The 16,083-nt window shown below is 66.3% G+C and carries 15 protein-coding genes; 5 read left to right on the plus strand and 10 right to left on the minus strand.

The genetic code is table 11. From position 1 onward, the window contains the following. Positions 1–70: 70 nt before the first annotated feature. Entirely contained in the window at positions 71–1,201 is a 1,131-nt protein-coding gene (locus DFR29_RS06960; RefSeq protein WP_133817861.1) for an aminotransferase class I/II-fold pyridoxal phosphate-dependent enzyme, read from the minus strand. Between the two features lie 318 nt (positions 1,202–1,519). Between DFR29_RS06960 and DFR29_RS06965 the strand changes: the two genes are divergently transcribed. Both DFR29_RS06965 and DFR29_RS06970 read left to right on the plus strand, forming a co-directional pair. Next, entirely contained in the window at positions 1,520–1,933 is a 414-nt protein-coding gene (locus DFR29_RS06965) for a CBS domain-containing protein (protein ID WP_133817862.1), read from the plus strand. A 152-nt stretch (positions 1,934–2,085) separates the two neighbouring features. Continuing rightward, positions 2,086–2,877, plus strand: a complete 792-nt coding sequence (locus DFR29_RS06970; protein ID WP_133817863.1) for an SDR family NAD(P)-dependent oxidoreductase — start codon at positions 2,086–2,088, stop codon at positions 2,875–2,877. A 176-nt stretch (positions 2,878–3,053) separates the two neighbouring features. Here the strand turns inward: DFR29_RS06970 and DFR29_RS06975 are convergent, their stop codons facing one another. The 6 genes from DFR29_RS06975 to DFR29_RS07000 form a co-directional block, all read right to left on the minus strand. Further along, positions 3,054–5,741: a sensor histidine kinase gene (locus tag DFR29_RS06975; protein WP_133817864.1), complete on the minus strand. Its 2,688-nt coding sequence runs from the start codon at positions 5,739–5,741 to the stop codon at positions 3,054–3,056. A gap of 77 nt (positions 5,742–5,818) precedes the next feature. Further along, complete coding sequence (kdpC, locus tag DFR29_RS06980; protein ID WP_133817865.1) at positions 5,819–6,421, minus strand: potassium-transporting ATPase subunit KdpC; 603 nt, start codon at positions 6,419–6,421, stop codon at positions 5,819–5,821. Between the two features lie 20 nt (positions 6,422–6,441). Next, the gene (gene kdpB / locus DFR29_RS06985; RefSeq protein WP_133817866.1) at positions 6,442–8,490 is read right to left on the minus strand and encodes a potassium-transporting ATPase subunit KdpB; all 2,049 of its coding nucleotides are present in this window, start codon (positions 8,488–8,490) and stop codon (positions 6,442–6,444) included. Between the two features lie 31 nt (positions 8,491–8,521). Further along, positions 8,522–10,234: a potassium-transporting ATPase subunit KdpA gene (kdpA, locus tag DFR29_RS06990; protein WP_133817867.1), complete on the minus strand. Its 1,713-nt coding sequence runs from the start codon at positions 10,232–10,234 to the stop codon at positions 8,522–8,524. A 13-nt stretch (positions 10,235–10,247) separates the two neighbouring features. Continuing rightward, positions 10,248–10,337, minus strand: coding sequence for a K(+)-transporting ATPase subunit F (gene kdpF, locus DFR29_RS06995; RefSeq protein ID WP_133817868.1), 90 nt, complete (start codon positions 10,335–10,337; stop codon positions 10,248–10,250). A 55-nt stretch (positions 10,338–10,392) separates the two neighbouring features. Next, on the minus strand, positions 10,393–11,094 hold the full coding sequence (locus tag DFR29_RS07000; protein ID WP_133817869.1) for a TorF family putative porin: 702 nt from the start codon (positions 11,092–11,094) through the stop codon (positions 10,393–10,395). Positions 11,095–11,583: 489 nt separating this feature from the next. Between DFR29_RS07000 and DFR29_RS29040 the strand changes: the two genes are divergently transcribed. Then, entirely contained in the window at positions 11,584–12,096 is a 513-nt protein-coding gene (locus DFR29_RS29040) for a GNAT family N-acetyltransferase (RefSeq protein WP_166653929.1), read from the plus strand. 44 nt (positions 12,097–12,140) lie between these two features. Next, positions 12,141–13,529 (plus strand): oxygen-independent coproporphyrinogen III oxidase, encoded by a 1,389-nt coding sequence (hemN, locus tag DFR29_RS07010; protein WP_133817871.1) that lies wholly within the window; start codon positions 12,141–12,143, stop codon positions 13,527–13,529. A 212-nt stretch (positions 13,530–13,741) separates the two neighbouring features. Here hemN and DFR29_RS07015 read toward each other — a convergent pair whose 3' ends face one another. From DFR29_RS07015 to DFR29_RS07020, 3 genes are all read right to left on the minus strand, one after another. Continuing rightward, entirely contained in the window at positions 13,742–14,608 is an 867-nt protein-coding gene (locus DFR29_RS07015; RefSeq protein ID WP_133817872.1) for an alpha/beta fold hydrolase, read from the minus strand. Positions 14,609–14,611: 3 nt separating this feature from the next. Beyond that, positions 14,612–14,767: a hypothetical protein gene (locus DFR29_RS29045; RefSeq protein ID WP_166653930.1), complete on the minus strand. Its 156-nt coding sequence runs from the start codon at positions 14,765–14,767 to the stop codon at positions 14,612–14,614. Between the two features lie 102 nt (positions 14,768–14,869). Continuing rightward, entirely contained in the window at positions 14,870–15,661 is a 792-nt protein-coding gene (locus tag DFR29_RS07020; protein WP_133817873.1) for a helix-turn-helix transcriptional regulator, read from the minus strand. Between the two features lie 18 nt (positions 15,662–15,679). On the opposite strand from DFR29_RS07020, the gene DFR29_RS29050 reads away from it, so the two are divergent. Continuing rightward, positions 15,680–15,835: a hypothetical protein gene (locus DFR29_RS29050; RefSeq protein ID WP_166653931.1), complete on the plus strand. Its 156-nt coding sequence runs from the start codon at positions 15,680–15,682 to the stop codon at positions 15,833–15,835. The last annotated feature ends 248 nt before the right edge of the window (positions 15,836–16,083 follow it).

The following is a 16,083-nucleotide window of genomic DNA, read 5'->3' on the forward strand; positions in this document are numbered from 1 at the left end:
TGCGGTGCACTGGGGGCTGCCAGCAGCACCGCAGCGGCGGCCTTGGCCCGGCGATGGGCTTGCGGCCGTGTCAGCGCGCGAGAAAGTCGGACCAGGCCCGGATGCCTGCGTCGATGCCCAGCCGTCCGAAGCCCACCCGGAACCGGTCCGCGGGCACGGGCAGCAAGGCCGATACGAACAGGCTGGACGGCAGCAGCAATACGCCGGCTTCCTCGATCAGGCCGCGGCAATGTTCTTCCACACCGTCGCTGCCCAGATAGCGCGCAAAGCCGACGCAGCCGCCATCGGGTTCGTTCCATTCATAGCGGTCTGCATGCGCGGCGAAGAAGGCGCCTAGCCGTGCCAGGTTGTCGCGGCACAGTTCGCGGTTGCGGGCCAGAATCGGTTCGCGCGCGTTCAAGGCTATCGTCGCCAGCAGTTCCGACGGGCGCGAATTGCAGATCGACAGGTAGTGCTTGAGCCGCTCCATGCGTGCAAGCACGTCGCGGTCGCGGCAGGCAATCCAGCCTATGCGCAGACCGGGCAGGCCATAGGCCTTGGACATCACGTTCAGCGACAGAGCCTTGGCATAGCGCTCGGCTGCCTGTGGCAGGCGCCTGGCCGGATCGCGCTCAAGCCCGCGATAGACCTCGTCGTGGAACAGGTAAATATCGCGTTCGGCGCAGAGATCGAGCAACTGCTGGAAAATGCCCGGATCGGCGACGGCGCCGGTCGGGTTGTTCGGGAAGTTGACCGCGATCAGGCGCGTATTCGGCCGCAGCGCTGCGCGCACTTCGTCCATGTCCAGCTGCCAGCGGTTGCCGGCGTGCAAGGCGATGCCGCTGACAGCACCGGCCCTGTCCAGCGCCAGCGTTTCCATCGACTGGTAGTTCGGCACGCTGACGATGGCATGGTCGTCCTTGTCCAGCAGAATCTGCATCGCGCAATAGATGCCTTCCTCGGCGCCGGCGAAGGTGAGCACATCGGCCGCATCGATGCCCTCGTACGTCGAGGCGATAGCGCTGCGCAGTGCCGGCGTGCCCCAGGTTTCGCCATAGCCCAGACTGAGCTGGTCCCAGCTTTCGCGCTCGGCCTCGCTGGCCATGGCCAGCAGCTCGCTCATGCGCAGGGTCTGCGCATCGCTGGCCGTCATATGGTGGCGGGCAGTGAACTCCCATTTCGAGAAATAGGTTTCCAGGCGAAAGTCGGGCAGGGTGCTCACGAGCGGCGTCTCCAGGCGGCAATCGGCGATTCTACGGTTGCCGCGTCGGTCGAAGGCAAGCCTGCCGGCCCGCGCCATCGTGCGGATAACCCGGCACTCACGGTCGCCCCGTGCAATTCGCCGGGTGGCCGCTTGTCGCCATCGCTGAATCTGCTGGCGAAGAGGCCATCCGCCGCGCTGGCACGGAATCTGAGTCGGACCACCCCTGCGCCGATTCGTGACCGCCCTGGCGGGCAACGCGCCCGCCGTCGCGACAGACGGCCAGCCGCAGCAGCGTGGCTTCTCGCCGCGTACCGTTCCATCCACCCGGAGACAGCCATGAAAATCCACACCGTGATGAGCAGCGACGTCGTCGTCCTCGAACAGCACCAGAGCATCCGCAACGCCGCCGAACTGATGCGCAGCCGCGATATCGGCAGCATTCCCGTCAGTGCCAGCGAAAAGCTGGTCGGCATGGTCACTGACCGCGATATCGTGCTGCGTGCCGTCGCCGAGGGACTCTCCCAGGAAACACCGCTGAGCCAGGTCATGTCCCAGGGCGTGAAGTATTGCTATGCCGAAGACGAAGTCGACGACGTTGCGCGCAACATGGCCGAACTCGGCGTGCGCCGCCTGCCGGTGATCGATGCGGACAAGAAGCTGGTCGGCATTGTATCTTTGTCCAATATTGCGCAGGCCGGCGACCGCCGGGCGACGGAAAACCTGCTGGAAGGGACCGCGCAGCCGCATTGATCCTGCCGCTTCCTCAGCGGCGCTGGTGATCCGCGGGGCGCTTCCTCGTGCGCATTGTTGCCGGCCACGCAGCAGAGTCTTGCCTGGGCGGGGAGTAATCCGGCTGCGGTGCAGGCGCTATGCTGCGTGGACCATCTATCGGGAGCGCTCACATGGATCTGCAACTCAACGGCAAGACCGCCCTGGTCACCGGTTCCACCGCGGGGATAGGCCTGGAAATCGCACGCACGCTGGCGGTCGAAGGCGCGCAGGTGATCGTGAGCGGGCGCAGCCAGGCCAAGCTCGACCAGGCCATTGCATCGATCCGTGCATCCGGTGGCAAAGACGTCCGCGGCGTACTGGCCGATGCGGCCACTGCCGCCGGTGCGCAGGCGCTGGTCGATGCCGTGCCCGCCGTGGATATTCTGGTCAACAACCTCGGCATCTACGAAAGCAAGCCCTTTGCCGAGATCAGCGATGCGGACTGGCTGCATTTCTACGAAGTGAACGTGATGAGTGGCGTGCGCCTGTCGCGGGCGTATTTTCCCGGCATGCTGCAGCGCGACTGGGGCCGCATCATCTTTGTCGCCAGCGAATCGGCGCTGGTGATTCCGCCGGACATGATCCACTACGGCATGACCAAGACCGCGCAACTGTCCATCGCCCGCGGCCTGGCCAACCTGACCAAGGGCACGCGCGTGACGGTGAACTCGGTATTGCCCGGGCCTACGCGTTCCGAGGGCATCGTCGATTTCCTGCGCAGCGTGGCCAGCGATCCGAACGGCACGCCCGAGCAGATCGAAGCGGAATTCTTCACCCAGCACCGTTCCTCGTCGCTGCTGCAGCGCATGATCGAGCCGCAGGAGATCGCCAGCCTGGTCGCCTATGTCGCCAGCCCCCTGTCGGCGGCGACGAACGGCGCGGCCTTGAATGTCGAAGGCGGCTTGTACAACGCGATCAAATGAAGCGTGCGAACAGCGGCAGCGACGCGGGCATTGCTGTCGTAGGGCGCAGATGAGCACAGCGAATTGCGCCGCAGGGGCTTGCGACGGAGGCGAGTGTCGCGGCCTTGCTGTGCAATTCGCGCTCGCTCATCGCAGTCTGCGATGATTGCGCCCCGCGCGGCGCAACACCCTCGCTTTCAGGCCGGCTCCGCCGCTGTCAACGGCAGTGTCACGCGTATCACCGTACCGTCGTCGCCGCCTTCGCCCGGCAAGGCCTGTACCGAGCCGCCGTGGGCGCCGATCATGCCCTGGCAGATCGACAGTCCGAGGCCGGTGCCCTGTTTGCCGCGGTCGCCGCGTTCCACCGAATAGAACAGGTCGAAGATACGCGCGCGCTCGTTTTCCGGAATGCCGGGGCCGCGGTCGATCACGTCGATCAGTAGCTGGCTGGCGTCGCGCAGCACGCGGATGCGGATCGCTGCGCCGGGTGGCGAGAACTTCGCCGCGTTTTCCATGATGTTGAAAAGTGCCTGCTCGATCAGTGCCGGATGCACGTACAGCAGCGGTAGCGGCTCGGCCGGCAGTTCGCGTTCCACCGCCACGTCGGGAAAGACCTTGCGCAGGCGCAGCGCGCAGGAGCCGATGATTTCCTCCAGCGCCACCCAGTCGCGCGCCAGCTTCAGCGTGCCATGGCCCAGGCGCGTCATGTCGAGCAGGTTCTGGATGTAGCGGTCCAGGCGCTGGCCTTCGGCGACGATACCGTCGAGCAGTTCGTCGCGTTCGCCGGCGGGAATCTGCGTGCCGAAACGCTGCAGGCTTTCGGCCGAGCCCAGCATGGCCGACAGCGGCGAGCGCAGGTCGTGCGAGACCGAGGACAGCAGTGCCGCGCGCAGGCGTTCGGTTTCGCCCTGTACGCGCGCATTTTCCAGCGCATCGGCCAGGCGCGTGCGCGCCAGGGCCTGGGCAATGTCCTGCACGATGGCGAGGACCAGGTCGCGCCGCTGTGGCGACAGCACGGCTTCTTCCCGCGGCAGGCGCAGGGCAACCACGCCCAGCGTGCTGCCGTCGCCGCTGAGCGGCAGCAGCCAGCAGGTGGATGCATTCAGCGTGTCGGTATAGCGGCCGGCGGGCTGGTCGTGCTGCAGGCACCAGTCGGCGGCGGCGCGGTCGGTTGCGCTCAAGGCCAGCGACGGCGGGGCGGAGGCGCTGGCAACGAGCAGGCCGGTCATCGTATCGGGTGTCAGCACGGCGGCTTGTGCGTCGAAACTGCGCGACAGGGTGCGAACGCCGATCGCCGCGACCTGGCCGGCGTCGGCCGCGGCGGCCAGGTCGCGCCCCAGCCGGCCCAGCGTGCCCGCATGGGCGTTGGCATCGCGCAGCATCTGCACCTGGGTGGACAGGCGCGTGGCCAGGCGCGAACAGATCAGCGCTGTGGCCAGGAACAGCACCACGGTCAGCGCATCGCTGCCGTTGGCAATGGCCAGGGTGTAGCGCGGCGGTGCAAAAAAGAAGTTGTAGCCAAAGAAACACACAATGGCGCTGAACACCGCCACGCTCATGCGAGAGCGCACCGCCACGATGAGCACGGCGACTGTGAAGATCTGCGACAGGTTGGAGACCGACAACACCCGGTCGGCGACATGCGCCAGCCCCAGCGCCACCAGCGAAACCAGCAGGGCGATGCCATAGTCACGCAGCGGCGCGTTGGCGCCCTGCAGCAGGGCGCGGCGTGCCCGGGCACGGGCCATCGGCGTGGCCACGATGGTCAGTTCGAAATGCGCGCCGCGCTGCAGCAGCTGCTGGCTCAGGGTGCGGTTGAGCAGGCGTGCCCAGGGCCGTTCGCGCGTGCGGCCGATGACGATGGTGGCGACGCTGTTGCGGCCGGCATAGCCCAGCAGTTCGCCGGCTACGTCGTGGCCGCGCAGGGATTCAGTTTCGCCGCCGAGCCGGCGCGCCAGGCGCAGCGCCGCGTCCAGGCGTGCCTGCTGTTCGGCGTCGCCGCTATTTCTGCCGGAATCCACATGTACCACCGTCCACGCCGCCTGGCGCCGCTCGGCGATGCGGCGTGCGAAGCGCACCAGGTATTCGCTGTTGTCGCTGCCGTCGATGGCCGCGAGTACGCGCCGCCGCACCGGCACCGGCCCGCTGCCCTGCGCGGCCTGTACTTCGCGCAGGTCGGCGTCGACGCGGTCGGCCGCGGTCTGCATGGCCAGCTCGCGCAGCGCGGTCAGGTTGGACGCGGTGAAGAAGCGCTCCAGCGCACTGCTGGCCAGTTCCGGCAGGTATACCTTGCCCTGGCGCAGGCGCTCGATCAGCTCGCGCGGCGGCAGGTCGATCAGCACCACGTCGCGGGCGCGGTCGAAGAACGCATCGGGCACGGTCTCGCGCACGCGCACGCCGGTGATCTGCTGCACCACGTCGTTGAGGCTTTCCAGGTGCTGGATATTCACCGTGGTATAGACGTCGATGCCGGCGTCGAGCAGTTCCTCGATGTCCTGGTAGCGGCGCTCATGACGGCTGCCGGACACATTGCGATGGGCCAGCTCGTCGACCAGGACCAGCGCCGGTTTGCGCGCCAGTGCCGCATCGACATCGAACTCGTCATGGGCGCGCTCGGCACCGGCGAAGGCACGGCGCGGCAGTAGCTCCAGGCCGTCGAGCAGGGCCTGGGTCTCAGCCCGGCCATGGGTTTCGACCAGGCCGACGACCACGTCCAGGCCCTGGCGCTTCAGTTCGCGCGCGGCCGACAACATGGCGTAGGTCTTGCCGACGCCCGGCGCGGCGCCGAGGAACACCTTCAGCCGCCCCGATGCCTCGCGTTCGATCTGGTCGAGCAGGGCGTTCGCCTTGGCGTGGCGCTCGTCGGTGCGGGTGGCTTCAGGCATGCGGCAGTTCCGGCGAAGTGGGTGATAGCGGCGGCACCGGGCGCCAGCGTGGTGGCTGGCGCCGGGCTATGCAAGCCTCAGCGTTGCAGCTGATCCAGCGCGAGGTTCAATTCCAGCACATTGACGCGCGGCTGGCCGAGCACACCCAGGGTGCGATGCTGCGTGTGCTGGTGCAACAGGGCTTCGACCTGGTCCGCGCGCAGGCCGCGCGCCCTGGCCACGCGCGCCACCTGCACCTGCGCCGCGGCCGGTGACAGGTGCGGATCGATGCCCGAGCCCGATGTGGTCACCAGATCGCTGGGCAGTGATTCCGCTGCCACGCCTTCGCGCGCGGCGACGGCGGCGGAATCCTGGGTCACGCGTTCGCGCAGGGCAGGATTGCTGCTGGCGAGATTGCTGCCGGACAAGGCTTTCGGATCGTAGCCTGCCGCCGACGGCCGCGGCTGGAAATAGCGTGCATCGGCGAAGGGTTGTGCCACCAGGCGCGAACCGACGATCTTGCCGTCGCGCTCGACCAGGCTGCCGCGCGCCTGCTGTGGAAACAGCAGGCCGCCAGCGACTGTGGCGACGGCGGGATAGATCAAGCCGCAGATCACGACCAGCAGCGCACTCCAGAGCAGGGCAGGCCAGAGGCCGCCGCCGCTGTTGTCGAGTTCGGTTTTATACGTTGCAACATTCATGCTTTTTCTCCGGAACGGAATCAGCGCGCGCCGAACACGGCGGCCAGCACCAGGTCGATCAGCTTGATGGCGATGAACGGCAGCACCACGCCGCCGACGCCGAACAGCAGCAGGTTGCGCCGCAGCAGCGACTCGGCACTGCCCGGGCGGAACGACACGCCGCGCAGGGCCAGCGGAATCAGCGCGGGGATGATCGCCGCATTGAAGATCAGCGCCGCCAGCACCGCATTGACCGGGCCCGACAGGTGCATGATGTCCAGCGCCGCCATGCCCGGAATCGCCGCGACGAAGATCGCCGGAATGATGGCGAAATACTTCGACACGTCGTTGGCCAGCGAGAACGTGGTCAGCGCGCCGCGGGTGATCAGCAGCTGCTTGCCGATTTCGACCACGGACAGCAGCTTGGTCGGATCGGAATCCAGGTCGACCATGTTGCCGGCTTCCTTCGCCGCCTGGGTGCCCGAGTTCATGGCCAGGCCGATGTCGGCCTGGGCCAGCGCCGGCGCATCGTTGGTGCCGTCGCCGACCATGGCGACGAGGCGGCCTTCGGCCTGTTCGGCGCGGATGCGCGCGAGCTTGTCCTCGGGCTTGGCCTCGGCGAGGAAATCGTCGACGCCGGCTTCGGCGGCGATGGCGGCGGCGGTCAGCGGGTTGTCGCCGGTGATCATCACGGTGCGCACGCCCATGGCGCGCAGGCGGGCAAAGCGCTCGCGCACACCGTGCTTGACGATGTCCGCCAGGGCGATCACGCCGAGCACACGCGTGTCGTCGGCCACCACCAGCGGCGTGGCGCCACCGCGGGCGATGCGGTCTACCGCGGCATCGAGATCCGCCGGTACGGCGACCGAGCCGACCCGCGCCCAGGCCACGATGGCCGAGCGCGCGCCCTTGCGGATGCGCCGGCCGCTGGCCAGGTCGACACCGGACATGCGCGATTCGGCGCTGAATGGCACAAAGGTGGAACTGGATATGTCGCCGGAACTGGCGCCCTGGGCCTGCGCCAGCGCGACAATGGACTTGCCTTCGGGCGTGGGATCGGACAGCGAGGCGAGCAGGGCGGCTTCGCGCAGATCCGGCACGCGGGCCCCGGCCACGGCAATGAACTCGGTCGCACGGCGATCGCCCAGGGTGATGGTGCCGGTCTTGTCCAGCAGCAGGGTGTCGATATCGCCGGCCAGTTCCACGGCCTTGCCGGATTTCGCGATCACGTTCGCTTCCAGCGCGCGGTTCATGCCGGCAATACCGATCGCCGGCAGCAGGCCGCCGATGGTGGTCGGGATCAGGCAGACCAGCAGAGCCACCAGCACGACGACATCGATTTTTACATCTGCAAATTGCGCCAATGCGGGCAGGGTGACCACGACGATGAGAAACACCAGGGTCAGTGCCGCCAGCAATACGGTCAGGGCCAGCTCGTTCGGCGTCTTCTGCCGCTGCGCGCCTTCCACCAGGGCGATCATGCGGTCGAGGAAACTGGCGCCGGGCTGGGCGGTGACGCGCACCTTGATCTCGTCCGACAGCACCGTCGTGCCGGCAATCACGCCGGAGCGGTCGGTGCCGGCTTCGCGCAGCACCGGTGCCGATTCGCCGGTGACCGCAGCTTCGTTGATCGAGGCCACGCCTTCGACGATTTCGCCGTCGGCGGGAATCTGCTCGTTGGCGCTGACCACGACGATATCGTCAGGCCGCAGCTCCGCCGCCGGCAGGTATTCGAACTGGCCGTTGCGCCAGCGCCGGCCGACCAGCTGCGAACGCGCCGCGCGCAGGCTGGCCGCCTGGCCGCGGCCGCGGGCCTCGGCCACGGCCTCGGCGAAATTGGCGAACAGCACGGTGACGAACAGAATCAGCGCGACCACCAGGGTATAAGCCCAGGGCTGGCCCTTGGCCAACGCCTGCAGCGACAGGCCGGTGGTGAGCACGGTACCGACCAGCACCACGAACATCACCGGGTTTTTCATCATCGTGCGCGGCGCCAGCTTGACGAAGGCGTCGCGCACGGCCTCCTGCATCGCCTGTGCGGTAAAGCGTGCCGCATGCACCTTGATGCCATGACGGGAAGAAGTATCCATTGTCGTTCTCGATATCGATTCGGGTGCCGGCTCAACCGCCGGCCAGCATCAGCTGTTCGCCTACGGTGCCGAGCACCAGCGCAGGCAGGTAGGACAGCACGGTGATCAGCACGATGACGGCGATCATGGTGGCGCCGAAGGTGGCGCTCTCGATATTCAGGCTGCCGGCGCTTTCCGGTGCCTGGCGCTTGCGTGCCAGGCGGCCCGCCACCAGCAGCGGAATCAGCAGGCAGGGATAGCGGCCCAGCAGCAGGGTGGCCGAGGCGCTGAGGTTCCACCAGTAGCTCGCATCGCCCAGGCCTTCGAATCCAGAGCCGTTGTTGGCATAGGCCGAGGTGTACTCGTAGAAAACCTGCGCAATGCCGTGCAATCCCGGATTGGAATTTGCCGCAACGCCGGGAATGACCAGGGCCAATGCCGTGAAGCCCAGGATGACCAGGCTTTGCAGCACGATCAGGAACGACAGCAGCCGCACTTCGCCGGTTTCGAGTTTCCTGCCGAATACCTCTGGCGTGCGCCCTATCATCAGCCCGGCGATAAAGATGCTGAGCAGCAGGAACACCAGGTGTCCGACCAGCCCGCAGCCGATGCCGCCCCAGATCGAGTTGATCAGCATGTTCACCAGCGCCACGGTGCCGGCCAGCGGGTTGAGCGAATCGTGCATCGCATTGACCGAACCGTTGGATGTCTGCGTGGTGACGGCCGCCCACAGCGCCGAGCCAGACGCACCGAAGCGCACTTCCTTGCCTTCGAGGTTGGGGCCGGGCGCGGCCAGTCCGGCGACGGCCGCATTCGGCTGGTATTCCGACCATTGCGCCAGGCCCAGCGAAACGACCGACAAGGTCGCCATGACGCCGAATACCAGCGCGGTCAGGCGGCGCCGTCCGGTGAATGGCCCGACCATGAACACGACCGCGATGGGCAGTACCACGATCGCGATAATTTCCAGCGCATTCGCCAGCGGCGTCGGGTTTTCCAGCGGCACGGCGCTGTTCGGGCCGTACCAGCCGCCGCCGTTGGTGCCGAGCTGCTTGGTCGCGACCATGGCGGCGACCGGGCCTACCGGTATCGTCTGCTCGGCCATGCCTGCGCTGGCATCGATGGGCTGCGCGGTCTGCGCGCCAGCGAACGTGCTGGGCACACCTTGCGAGGTCAGCGCCAGCGACAGCACCAGCGACAGAGGCAGGAATACGCGCAGGGACAGCCGCGTCACGTCGACCCAGTAGTTGCCGAGATTGCGTTCCTCGCCTTCCTGCGCCGTCGCTGCATTCAGGCCGCCGAACAGGCCACGAAGGATTGCCGCGGCGATGCCCAGGCCCATCATCGGCGTGAGCACTTGCAGGCTGACGATACCGACCATCTGCGACAGGTACGACAGCTGCGCCTGGCCGGAGTAATGCTGCTGGTTGGTATTGGTGATGAAGGAAATGGCCGTGTGCAGGGCCAGATCCCAGCGCATGCCGGGAATGCCATCGGGATTCAGCGGCAGCCAATGCTGGAACATGAACACCAGCCAGGCGAAGACGCAGAGCAGGGCATTGCTGACCAGGAAGGCCAGCGCATAGCCGCGCCAGCTCATGCCGCGGCGCGGGTCGATGCGCAGCAGGTTGTAGATCGTGCTTTCGATCGGCACGAACAGCGCATCGCTGCGGCTGGGCGTGCCCTTCAGCACGCGGGCAAGGTAGTGACCCAGCGGCCAGGCCAGCAGCACCGACAAGGCAAGAATCAACAGGATTTCGGCCATGGCAGGCTCCGGCTCAGAATTTGTCCGGCCGCAGCAACGCGACCAGCAGGTAGGCTCCGAGCGCGCCGCTCAGGAGCAACAGGAAAATCGTCAAGGCGCTCATGCACAGGTCTCGCTGACGGAAAAAAAGCCGCCGCCTGTCCCCAGGCGGCGGAGGACTAAAAGTTCCAGCTCACCGCCGCTTCGAGGCGGCTGCCGGCGACACCGGGGAAAATGCGCCTGGCGCTGTCGCTGGTCCAGTGGCCGGAAGCGCGGAAATCCACTTGTCCGACCGTATAGATTGCCGATACCTGCGCGCGGCTGTAGCTGGCGCCGTAGGCATCGTCGAGGTCGTAATGCGCGGCGACGGTTTCGAAGCGGAATCTATCGCTGAGCGGGAACTTGGCCCCGACCTCGACATAGACACCGCGCTCGCCGGTGGCCAGCACGTTTTCCGACCAGCCCAGCATCGTCCACCAGCGCTGGTCCAGCGTCAGCGTGGCGATGACTTCGTTGTAGTCGAGATTGACCGGCTGGCGCGTGCCCGGATAGGTGAAGCGCGTGAGGTTCACATCCAGGTTCCAGCGTTCGGCCAGGGTCTTGTTCCAGCCGGCAACCAGGTCCACTTCCGCGTCGGTACCCAGGGCCTGGCCGTAGTCGACGGTCGAGCCCCACAGTGCGCCGTAGAAGCCGGAATCCAATGCGGCCTTCACGCCCAGTTGCGGTGCTGCATCGCCCTGGGTCTGGGAAATGCCGCGGAATACATAATCGCTGGTCAGCGTGGCGGAGCCGCTGAAATCCAGTGCCTGCGCCAGCGGCGCAGCGGTGGCGGCAGTCAGTGCCGCCAGTATGCAAAACATCTTGCCAGTAGGGGCGTTCATCGCCGCATTCGACTCGTTCCAACTCCGAAATGGAGCAGCGAAATTGTCCGGTCGACGGGCGTAAACAAACCAGATGCAGCATCGGCCTGCGGCGTAAACACGGCGTAAATTCGCGCCGTCATGGCGCTGCTGTTCGCGCACGTGGCGTGGAGTTTACGCGGCGTTTACGCGCAGGCCGCTGCGCGTGCATGGACCCTTTACTCGGCGCGGTGCCAGACTGGATCGACGTTTTCGCGAGGCTTTGCACATGCACAGTTTGGGCATATTGCTGATGTTTCTGCTGGGTCTGCTCGGCTACGCGCTGCTGCTGCAGCGTGCTTTGCAGCGGCGCAGCCGCAAACCCGTAATTGCAGCAAGCCGGCGGCGGCAGCCGGCGCAAGCCGGACATCGACGCTGACGCAATACAGTCCGCGCGAGACTGCGCTGGCTTTTCGCGCAGGCACGCGCCCGCACTACCGGCGGCAATCGGCCGCAAACCCGAGCACCTGTTTGAGCACCTTGTCCTATCGCTGGGCTGTTGCGGCCGATTGCGCCGAGCTGGCCCGCCTGAATCAACAACTCGTGCGCGAAGGCGCCGATTTCGGACCCGACGATTTTTCTTTCCTGCACGAACGGCTGCAGGCATGGCTGGACAGCGGCGCCTATCGCGCCGTGCTGTTCACCGACGCCAGCGGTCGCACCGCCGCCTACGCGCTATTTCGCGAAAGTGCCGACGAAATCTACCTGGCCCAATTCCTGGTATTGCCCCACGCACGCCGCCACGGCCTTGGCCAGGCGGCCGTCGATTGCCTGCGCCGGGAAATCTGGCGGCCGGGCAAGCGCCTGATCCTCGATGTGCTGGTACACAATCGCGCCGCGCTGGAATTCTGGCATCGGCTGGGCTGGCGCGATTGCGTGCTGGTCCTGGAGATTCCGGTAGTGCCTGGGGCCGACTCCGCGGTGCGGCCGCCAGCACCCAGAGCGGCCACCGCCGATACGGCGCGGCAAGCCGCATCGGCTTGATCCTGGTCAAGGCGGGGCGGCCGGGCAGCGTTCAGCATGCCCGCATGAGCACACTTGCTTTCGACTCCGACCTGCTGCGCCGCTACGACAAACCCGGGCCGCGCTATACCTCGTATCCCGCCGCGCCGCAGTTCAACAGCAGTTTCGACGCGACGGCGATGCGCCAGCAGATCGCGCGCAGCAACGGCGACCTGATTCCGCGGCATTTGTCGCTGTACCTGCATATTCCCTATTGCAGCAGTCCGTGTTTCTACTGTGGCTGCAACCGCCTGATCACGCGCGATCCGGGCAAGGGCGAGGTGTATCTGCAGCGGCTGCTGCGCGAGATCGAACAGATGGCGCCACTGTTCGACCGCGACCGCGAAGTGGTGCAGCTGCACCTGGGCGGTGGTACGCCGAATTTCCTCGGCCCGGCGCAGCTGCGCGTGCTGATGCAAAGCCTGCAGCGGCAGTTTCGTCTCAGCACACGGCGCGAACGCGACTTCTCCATCGAACTCGATCCGCGTTTCGTCACGCCGCAGGACGTGGCGCAACTGGCAGCACTGGGCTTCAACCGCGCCAGTCTCGGCATTCAGGATTTCGATGCCGGCGTGCAGCAGGCGGTGAACCGCTTCCAGGGCGTGGCGCAGACCCGGGCGGTGATCGACGCCTGTCGCGAACATGGCATGGCCTCGATCAATGTCGACCTGATCTACGGCCTGCCGCGGCAGACCTTGCGCGGCTTCGGCGGCACGCTGGACACGGTGATCGCTGCGGCGCCGCAGCGGCTGGCGGTGTACGGCTATGCGCATATGCCACATCTGTTCCGCGCCCAGCAGCAGATTGCTGCGGCAGACCTGCCTGCTGCCGAGGCCAAGCTCGCGCTGCTGCAACTGGCGGTGGAAAAGCTCGGTGCCGCTGGCTACCGGCATATCGGCATGGACCATTTCGCTCTGCCGCTGGACGAACTGGCGCGGGCTCAGGCCAAGGGCAGCCTGCAGCGCAACTTCATGGGCTATACCACGCATGCGGACACCGATCTGCTCGGGCTGGGAGTCAGCGCGATCAGCCGCATCGCCGATGCCTACTGGCAGAACCCGCGCGCCTTGCGCGACTGGGAATCGGCCGTCGATGCGGGCAGGCCCGCACTCTGGCGCGGGCTGGCATTGACCAGCGACGATCTGCTGCGGGAAGACGCGATCCAGCAGCTGATGTGCCAGGGTGTCATCGATATTGCTGCGCTCGAATCGCGCCACGCTATCGTATTCGCCGAGTACTTCGCCGACGCGCTGCAGCAACTGCAGCCCCTGCAGCGCGACGGCCTGGTGATCTGCGACAAGGCGCGCATTACGGCCACGCCGCGCGGACGCCTGCTGTTGCGCGTGATCGCGATGTGCTTCGATGCGTACTTGCAGCTGCCATCGGCGCAGCCGCGGTTTTCCCGGGTGATCTGACAGGCGCAGCGCACGAACCGGACCGGCGTTCTTCAAGCTCGGCGCGATGCAGTCGTTCCTTGGATCTGATTTTCGCCAATGGTTTTGACCGGCCTCGATGCCATCCCCGATGTGCACAGATTGCGATCGTTGCAGTCATGGCCAGACAATGCGCTGCTGCATACCCAGCGCGAGGCGAAGCATCGCTGGCGATGCCTCGCCCGTAACGTCGGCTAAGCGCTCGCCTGCCAGTGCGCGCGCAATTCGCTGTTGAATTCCGCCCAGCGTTCTTCCGGGAAGAAGATGCGTGCAGCCTCGAACTCGACGCGCTTGCGCGTGCCGGGAATCGTCGCGGCCAGCCAGTGCGACCAGCGCAGGTCGAAATAGATATCGTCCGTGCCCCAGGCGATCAGCGTCGGTGCCTGCAACGTCTTCAGCCGGCTTTCGATGGCGAGGGTATGGCTGTTGTCGAACTGGCCGAGAAAACGCTGGAAGTCGCGTGTGCGCTGCTCGCTGCGGACCAGCGGACGCAGGTAGGTCTCGATGCTCGCATCGCTGAGGTTTTCCGGCTGCTGGTAGGCTGGCCCCAGTGCCTGTGTGGAACGGTAGATGGCCTTGTCGGCCAGCATCGCGTCGAGCAGGTCGCGCAGCCCGCCGGCAGCCGCTGTGGCCAGGAACGGCTTGAACGCTTCCGGCGGCCAGTTGTCGTGCGTGTCGCAGTCGGTCAGGGTGAGGCTGCGCACGCGCTGTGGATACAGCGCCGCAAAAATCTGCGCGATACCGCCGCCACTGTCGTTGCCGACGAGATCGACCCGGTCGATATCCAGCGCATCGAGAAACTGCGCCAGCATATGCGCGTTCGCTGTTACGGAAACGTCCTGCGCGGCGTCGATCTCGGTATCGCCGTGGGCAAGAATGTCCAGCGCGATGCAGCGCCGCATGTCCGACAGGTGGGCCAGTTGATGGCGCCACAGGTGGCTGTTCAGCAGTACGCCGTGTACGAACAGCGCGACGGGGCCGGCACCTTGTTCGGCATAGGCAATGCGCCCCGAGGCGGTGTCGACGAACTGGCGCGTTGGCGATGACAGATTGCCGTGCATGATTCAGCTCCTTTTCGGCGCGGTGGCGGAAGCATGGGCTTCCTTGAGCGTTGCCGCGCATTCGTCGCAGCACACCTCGAGGTTCCTGCCGCCGATGCGGACACTGACGGAATGTGCGTCCAGCGTGCAGTCGCAGGCGGCGCAGGTGGTATTGGCCATGATGTTCTCTTGTGGAAAAACCCGCAGTCCGGGTATGGCCAGTAGACCAGCCTGGGGCGTTGCGGCGCTGTCGGAATCTTTAGCGACTACGCCTGGCCCGCCTCAGCGCTGTCGCGCGAGTTCGCGGTACTGCGTCGGCGAACGGCCATAGGCTTGCTGGAATGCCGCGCTGAAATGGCTGTGGCTGGAAAAGCCCAGGGTGAGGCTCAGCGCAGTCAGGTCGTCGTACTGGTGCATCAGGTCGAGCGCGCGGGCCAATCGCAGGCGCAACTGGTAGCGATACAGCGGCAGGCCTTCGACTTGCTGGAATACCTGGGTCAGATAGACCGCCGAGCCGCCGACTTTGCTGGCGATATCGGCCAGCGTCCAGCGTCGCGACAGGTCGCTGGCGATGACCAGCTTTGCCCTGTCCGCCAGGCGTTGCCGTCCTGTGCTTGCCGTCGCCGCGCGCGCGGTGCGCGTGCCGAGTGCGCGCTGCGCCAGCGTCAGTGCAAGGCTTTCCGCTTCCAGCGGTTCGGCACTGCCGACGCGCAGGCTGTGCCGCAGAATGGCGACCAGCGCTTGCGCGCGCGGATCGATGCGTAGGCGCCGCTGGCGAAAAGCAAATTCAGGACCGTCGCGCCGCAGTGCTTTCGGCACCATCTCCTGCAGCTGCGCCGGCACTATCGCCAGCACCAGACTGGCATCGCCACCGCCGGCTGGATGGCTGACGCGAAAGCGTTCGGCGGCGTTGAGAAGCAGCACCTGGTTCGACTCGGCTACGGTTTCCACGGCGCCGAACTGCCAGACCGACACGCCGCGATACGGAAACACCAGCTGCATCGCGTCGGCGCTTTCGGTAGTGCCCACGTTCGCGGCGATGCCGCGGCGGCAGACGTCGCAGACGGCAACCATCGACGTCTGCAGAAGACGATGGCGGGTGAGTTCGATGCCGGGCATGGCGCAGGTTCCATCGCCGCGGCGATGCGGGTCAATGACCTGGCAGGTCATCAGGTGCAGCGTCGCGGCAGCAGCGACGCCGGCAGGCGGCGCAAGAAGCCGCTGACGATGGGCGACGCAAGCGCATGACATTGTGCCGTTCCCGCGAAGGGTTCGGGCCGCAAAACAAGCGGTGAGACAAACGCGGAGGTGGCGGCACTGTCCTTGCGGGATGTGCCCTCTGCCCAGGGAGGAGAACCGCGCGAGCCGGCTGCTGACCGCCGCCGGCCAGATTTGTCTGCTTTGCACAGCCGGCGACTCGCCTGCTGTGCGAGACGCGCGGCCGCGTCAGTAGCGCCGCGATGTTTTTATTGGGTAAATCACTACAAATTGATTTG

Source organism: Tahibacter aquaticus (genome assembly GCF_004363655.1).
GTDB classification, from domain to species: domain Bacteria; phylum Pseudomonadota; class Gammaproteobacteria; order Xanthomonadales; family Rhodanobacteraceae; genus Tahibacter; species Tahibacter aquaticus.

Bases quoted from the DNA above. Each gene is read 5' to 3' on its own strand.
- DFR29_RS06965 (WP_133817862.1), top strand. From the start codon at position 1,520: ATGAAAATCCACACCGTGATGAGCAGCGACGTCGTCGTCCTCGAACAG.
- DFR29_RS06970 (WP_133817863.1), top strand. From the start codon at position 2,086: ATGGATCTGCAACTCAACGGCAAGACCGCCCTGGTCACCGGTTCCACC.
- DFR29_RS06975 (WP_133817864.1), bottom strand. From the start codon at position 5,741: ATGCCTGAAGCCACCCGCACCGACGAGCGCCACGCCAAGGCGAACGCC.
- kdpC (WP_133817865.1), bottom strand. From the start codon at position 6,421: ATGAATGTTGCAACGTATAAAACCGAACTCGACAACAGCGGCGGCGGC.
- kdpB (WP_133817866.1), bottom strand. From the start codon at position 8,490: ATGGATACTTCTTCCCGTCATGGCATCAAGGTGCATGCGGCACGCTTT.
- kdpA (WP_133817867.1), bottom strand. From the start codon at position 10,234: ATGGCCGAAATCCTGTTGATTCTTGCCTTGTCGGTGCTGCTGGCCTGG.
- kdpF (WP_133817868.1), bottom strand. From the start codon at position 10,337: ATGAGCGCCTTGACGATTTTCCTGTTGCTCCTGAGCGGCGCGCTCGGA.
- DFR29_RS07000 (WP_133817869.1), bottom strand. From the start codon at position 11,094: ATGAACGCCCCTACTGGCAAGATGTTTTGCATACTGGCGGCACTGACT.
- hemN (WP_133817871.1), top strand. From the start codon at position 12,141: ATGAGCACACTTGCTTTCGACTCCGACCTGCTGCGCCGCTACGACAAA.
- DFR29_RS07015 (WP_133817872.1), bottom strand. From the start codon at position 14,608: ATGCACGGCAATCTGTCATCGCCAACGCGCCAGTTCGTCGACACCGCC.
- DFR29_RS29045 (WP_166653930.1), bottom strand. From the start codon at position 14,767: ATGGCCAATACCACCTGCGCCGCCTGCGACTGCACGCTGGACGCACAT.
- DFR29_RS07020 (WP_133817873.1), bottom strand. From the start codon at position 15,661: ATGGTTGCCGTCTGCGACGTCTGCCGCCGCGGCATCGCCGCGAACGTG.
- DFR29_RS29050 (WP_166653931.1), top strand. From the start codon at position 15,680: ATGGCGGGTGAGTTCGATGCCGGGCATGGCGCAGGTTCCATCGCCGCG.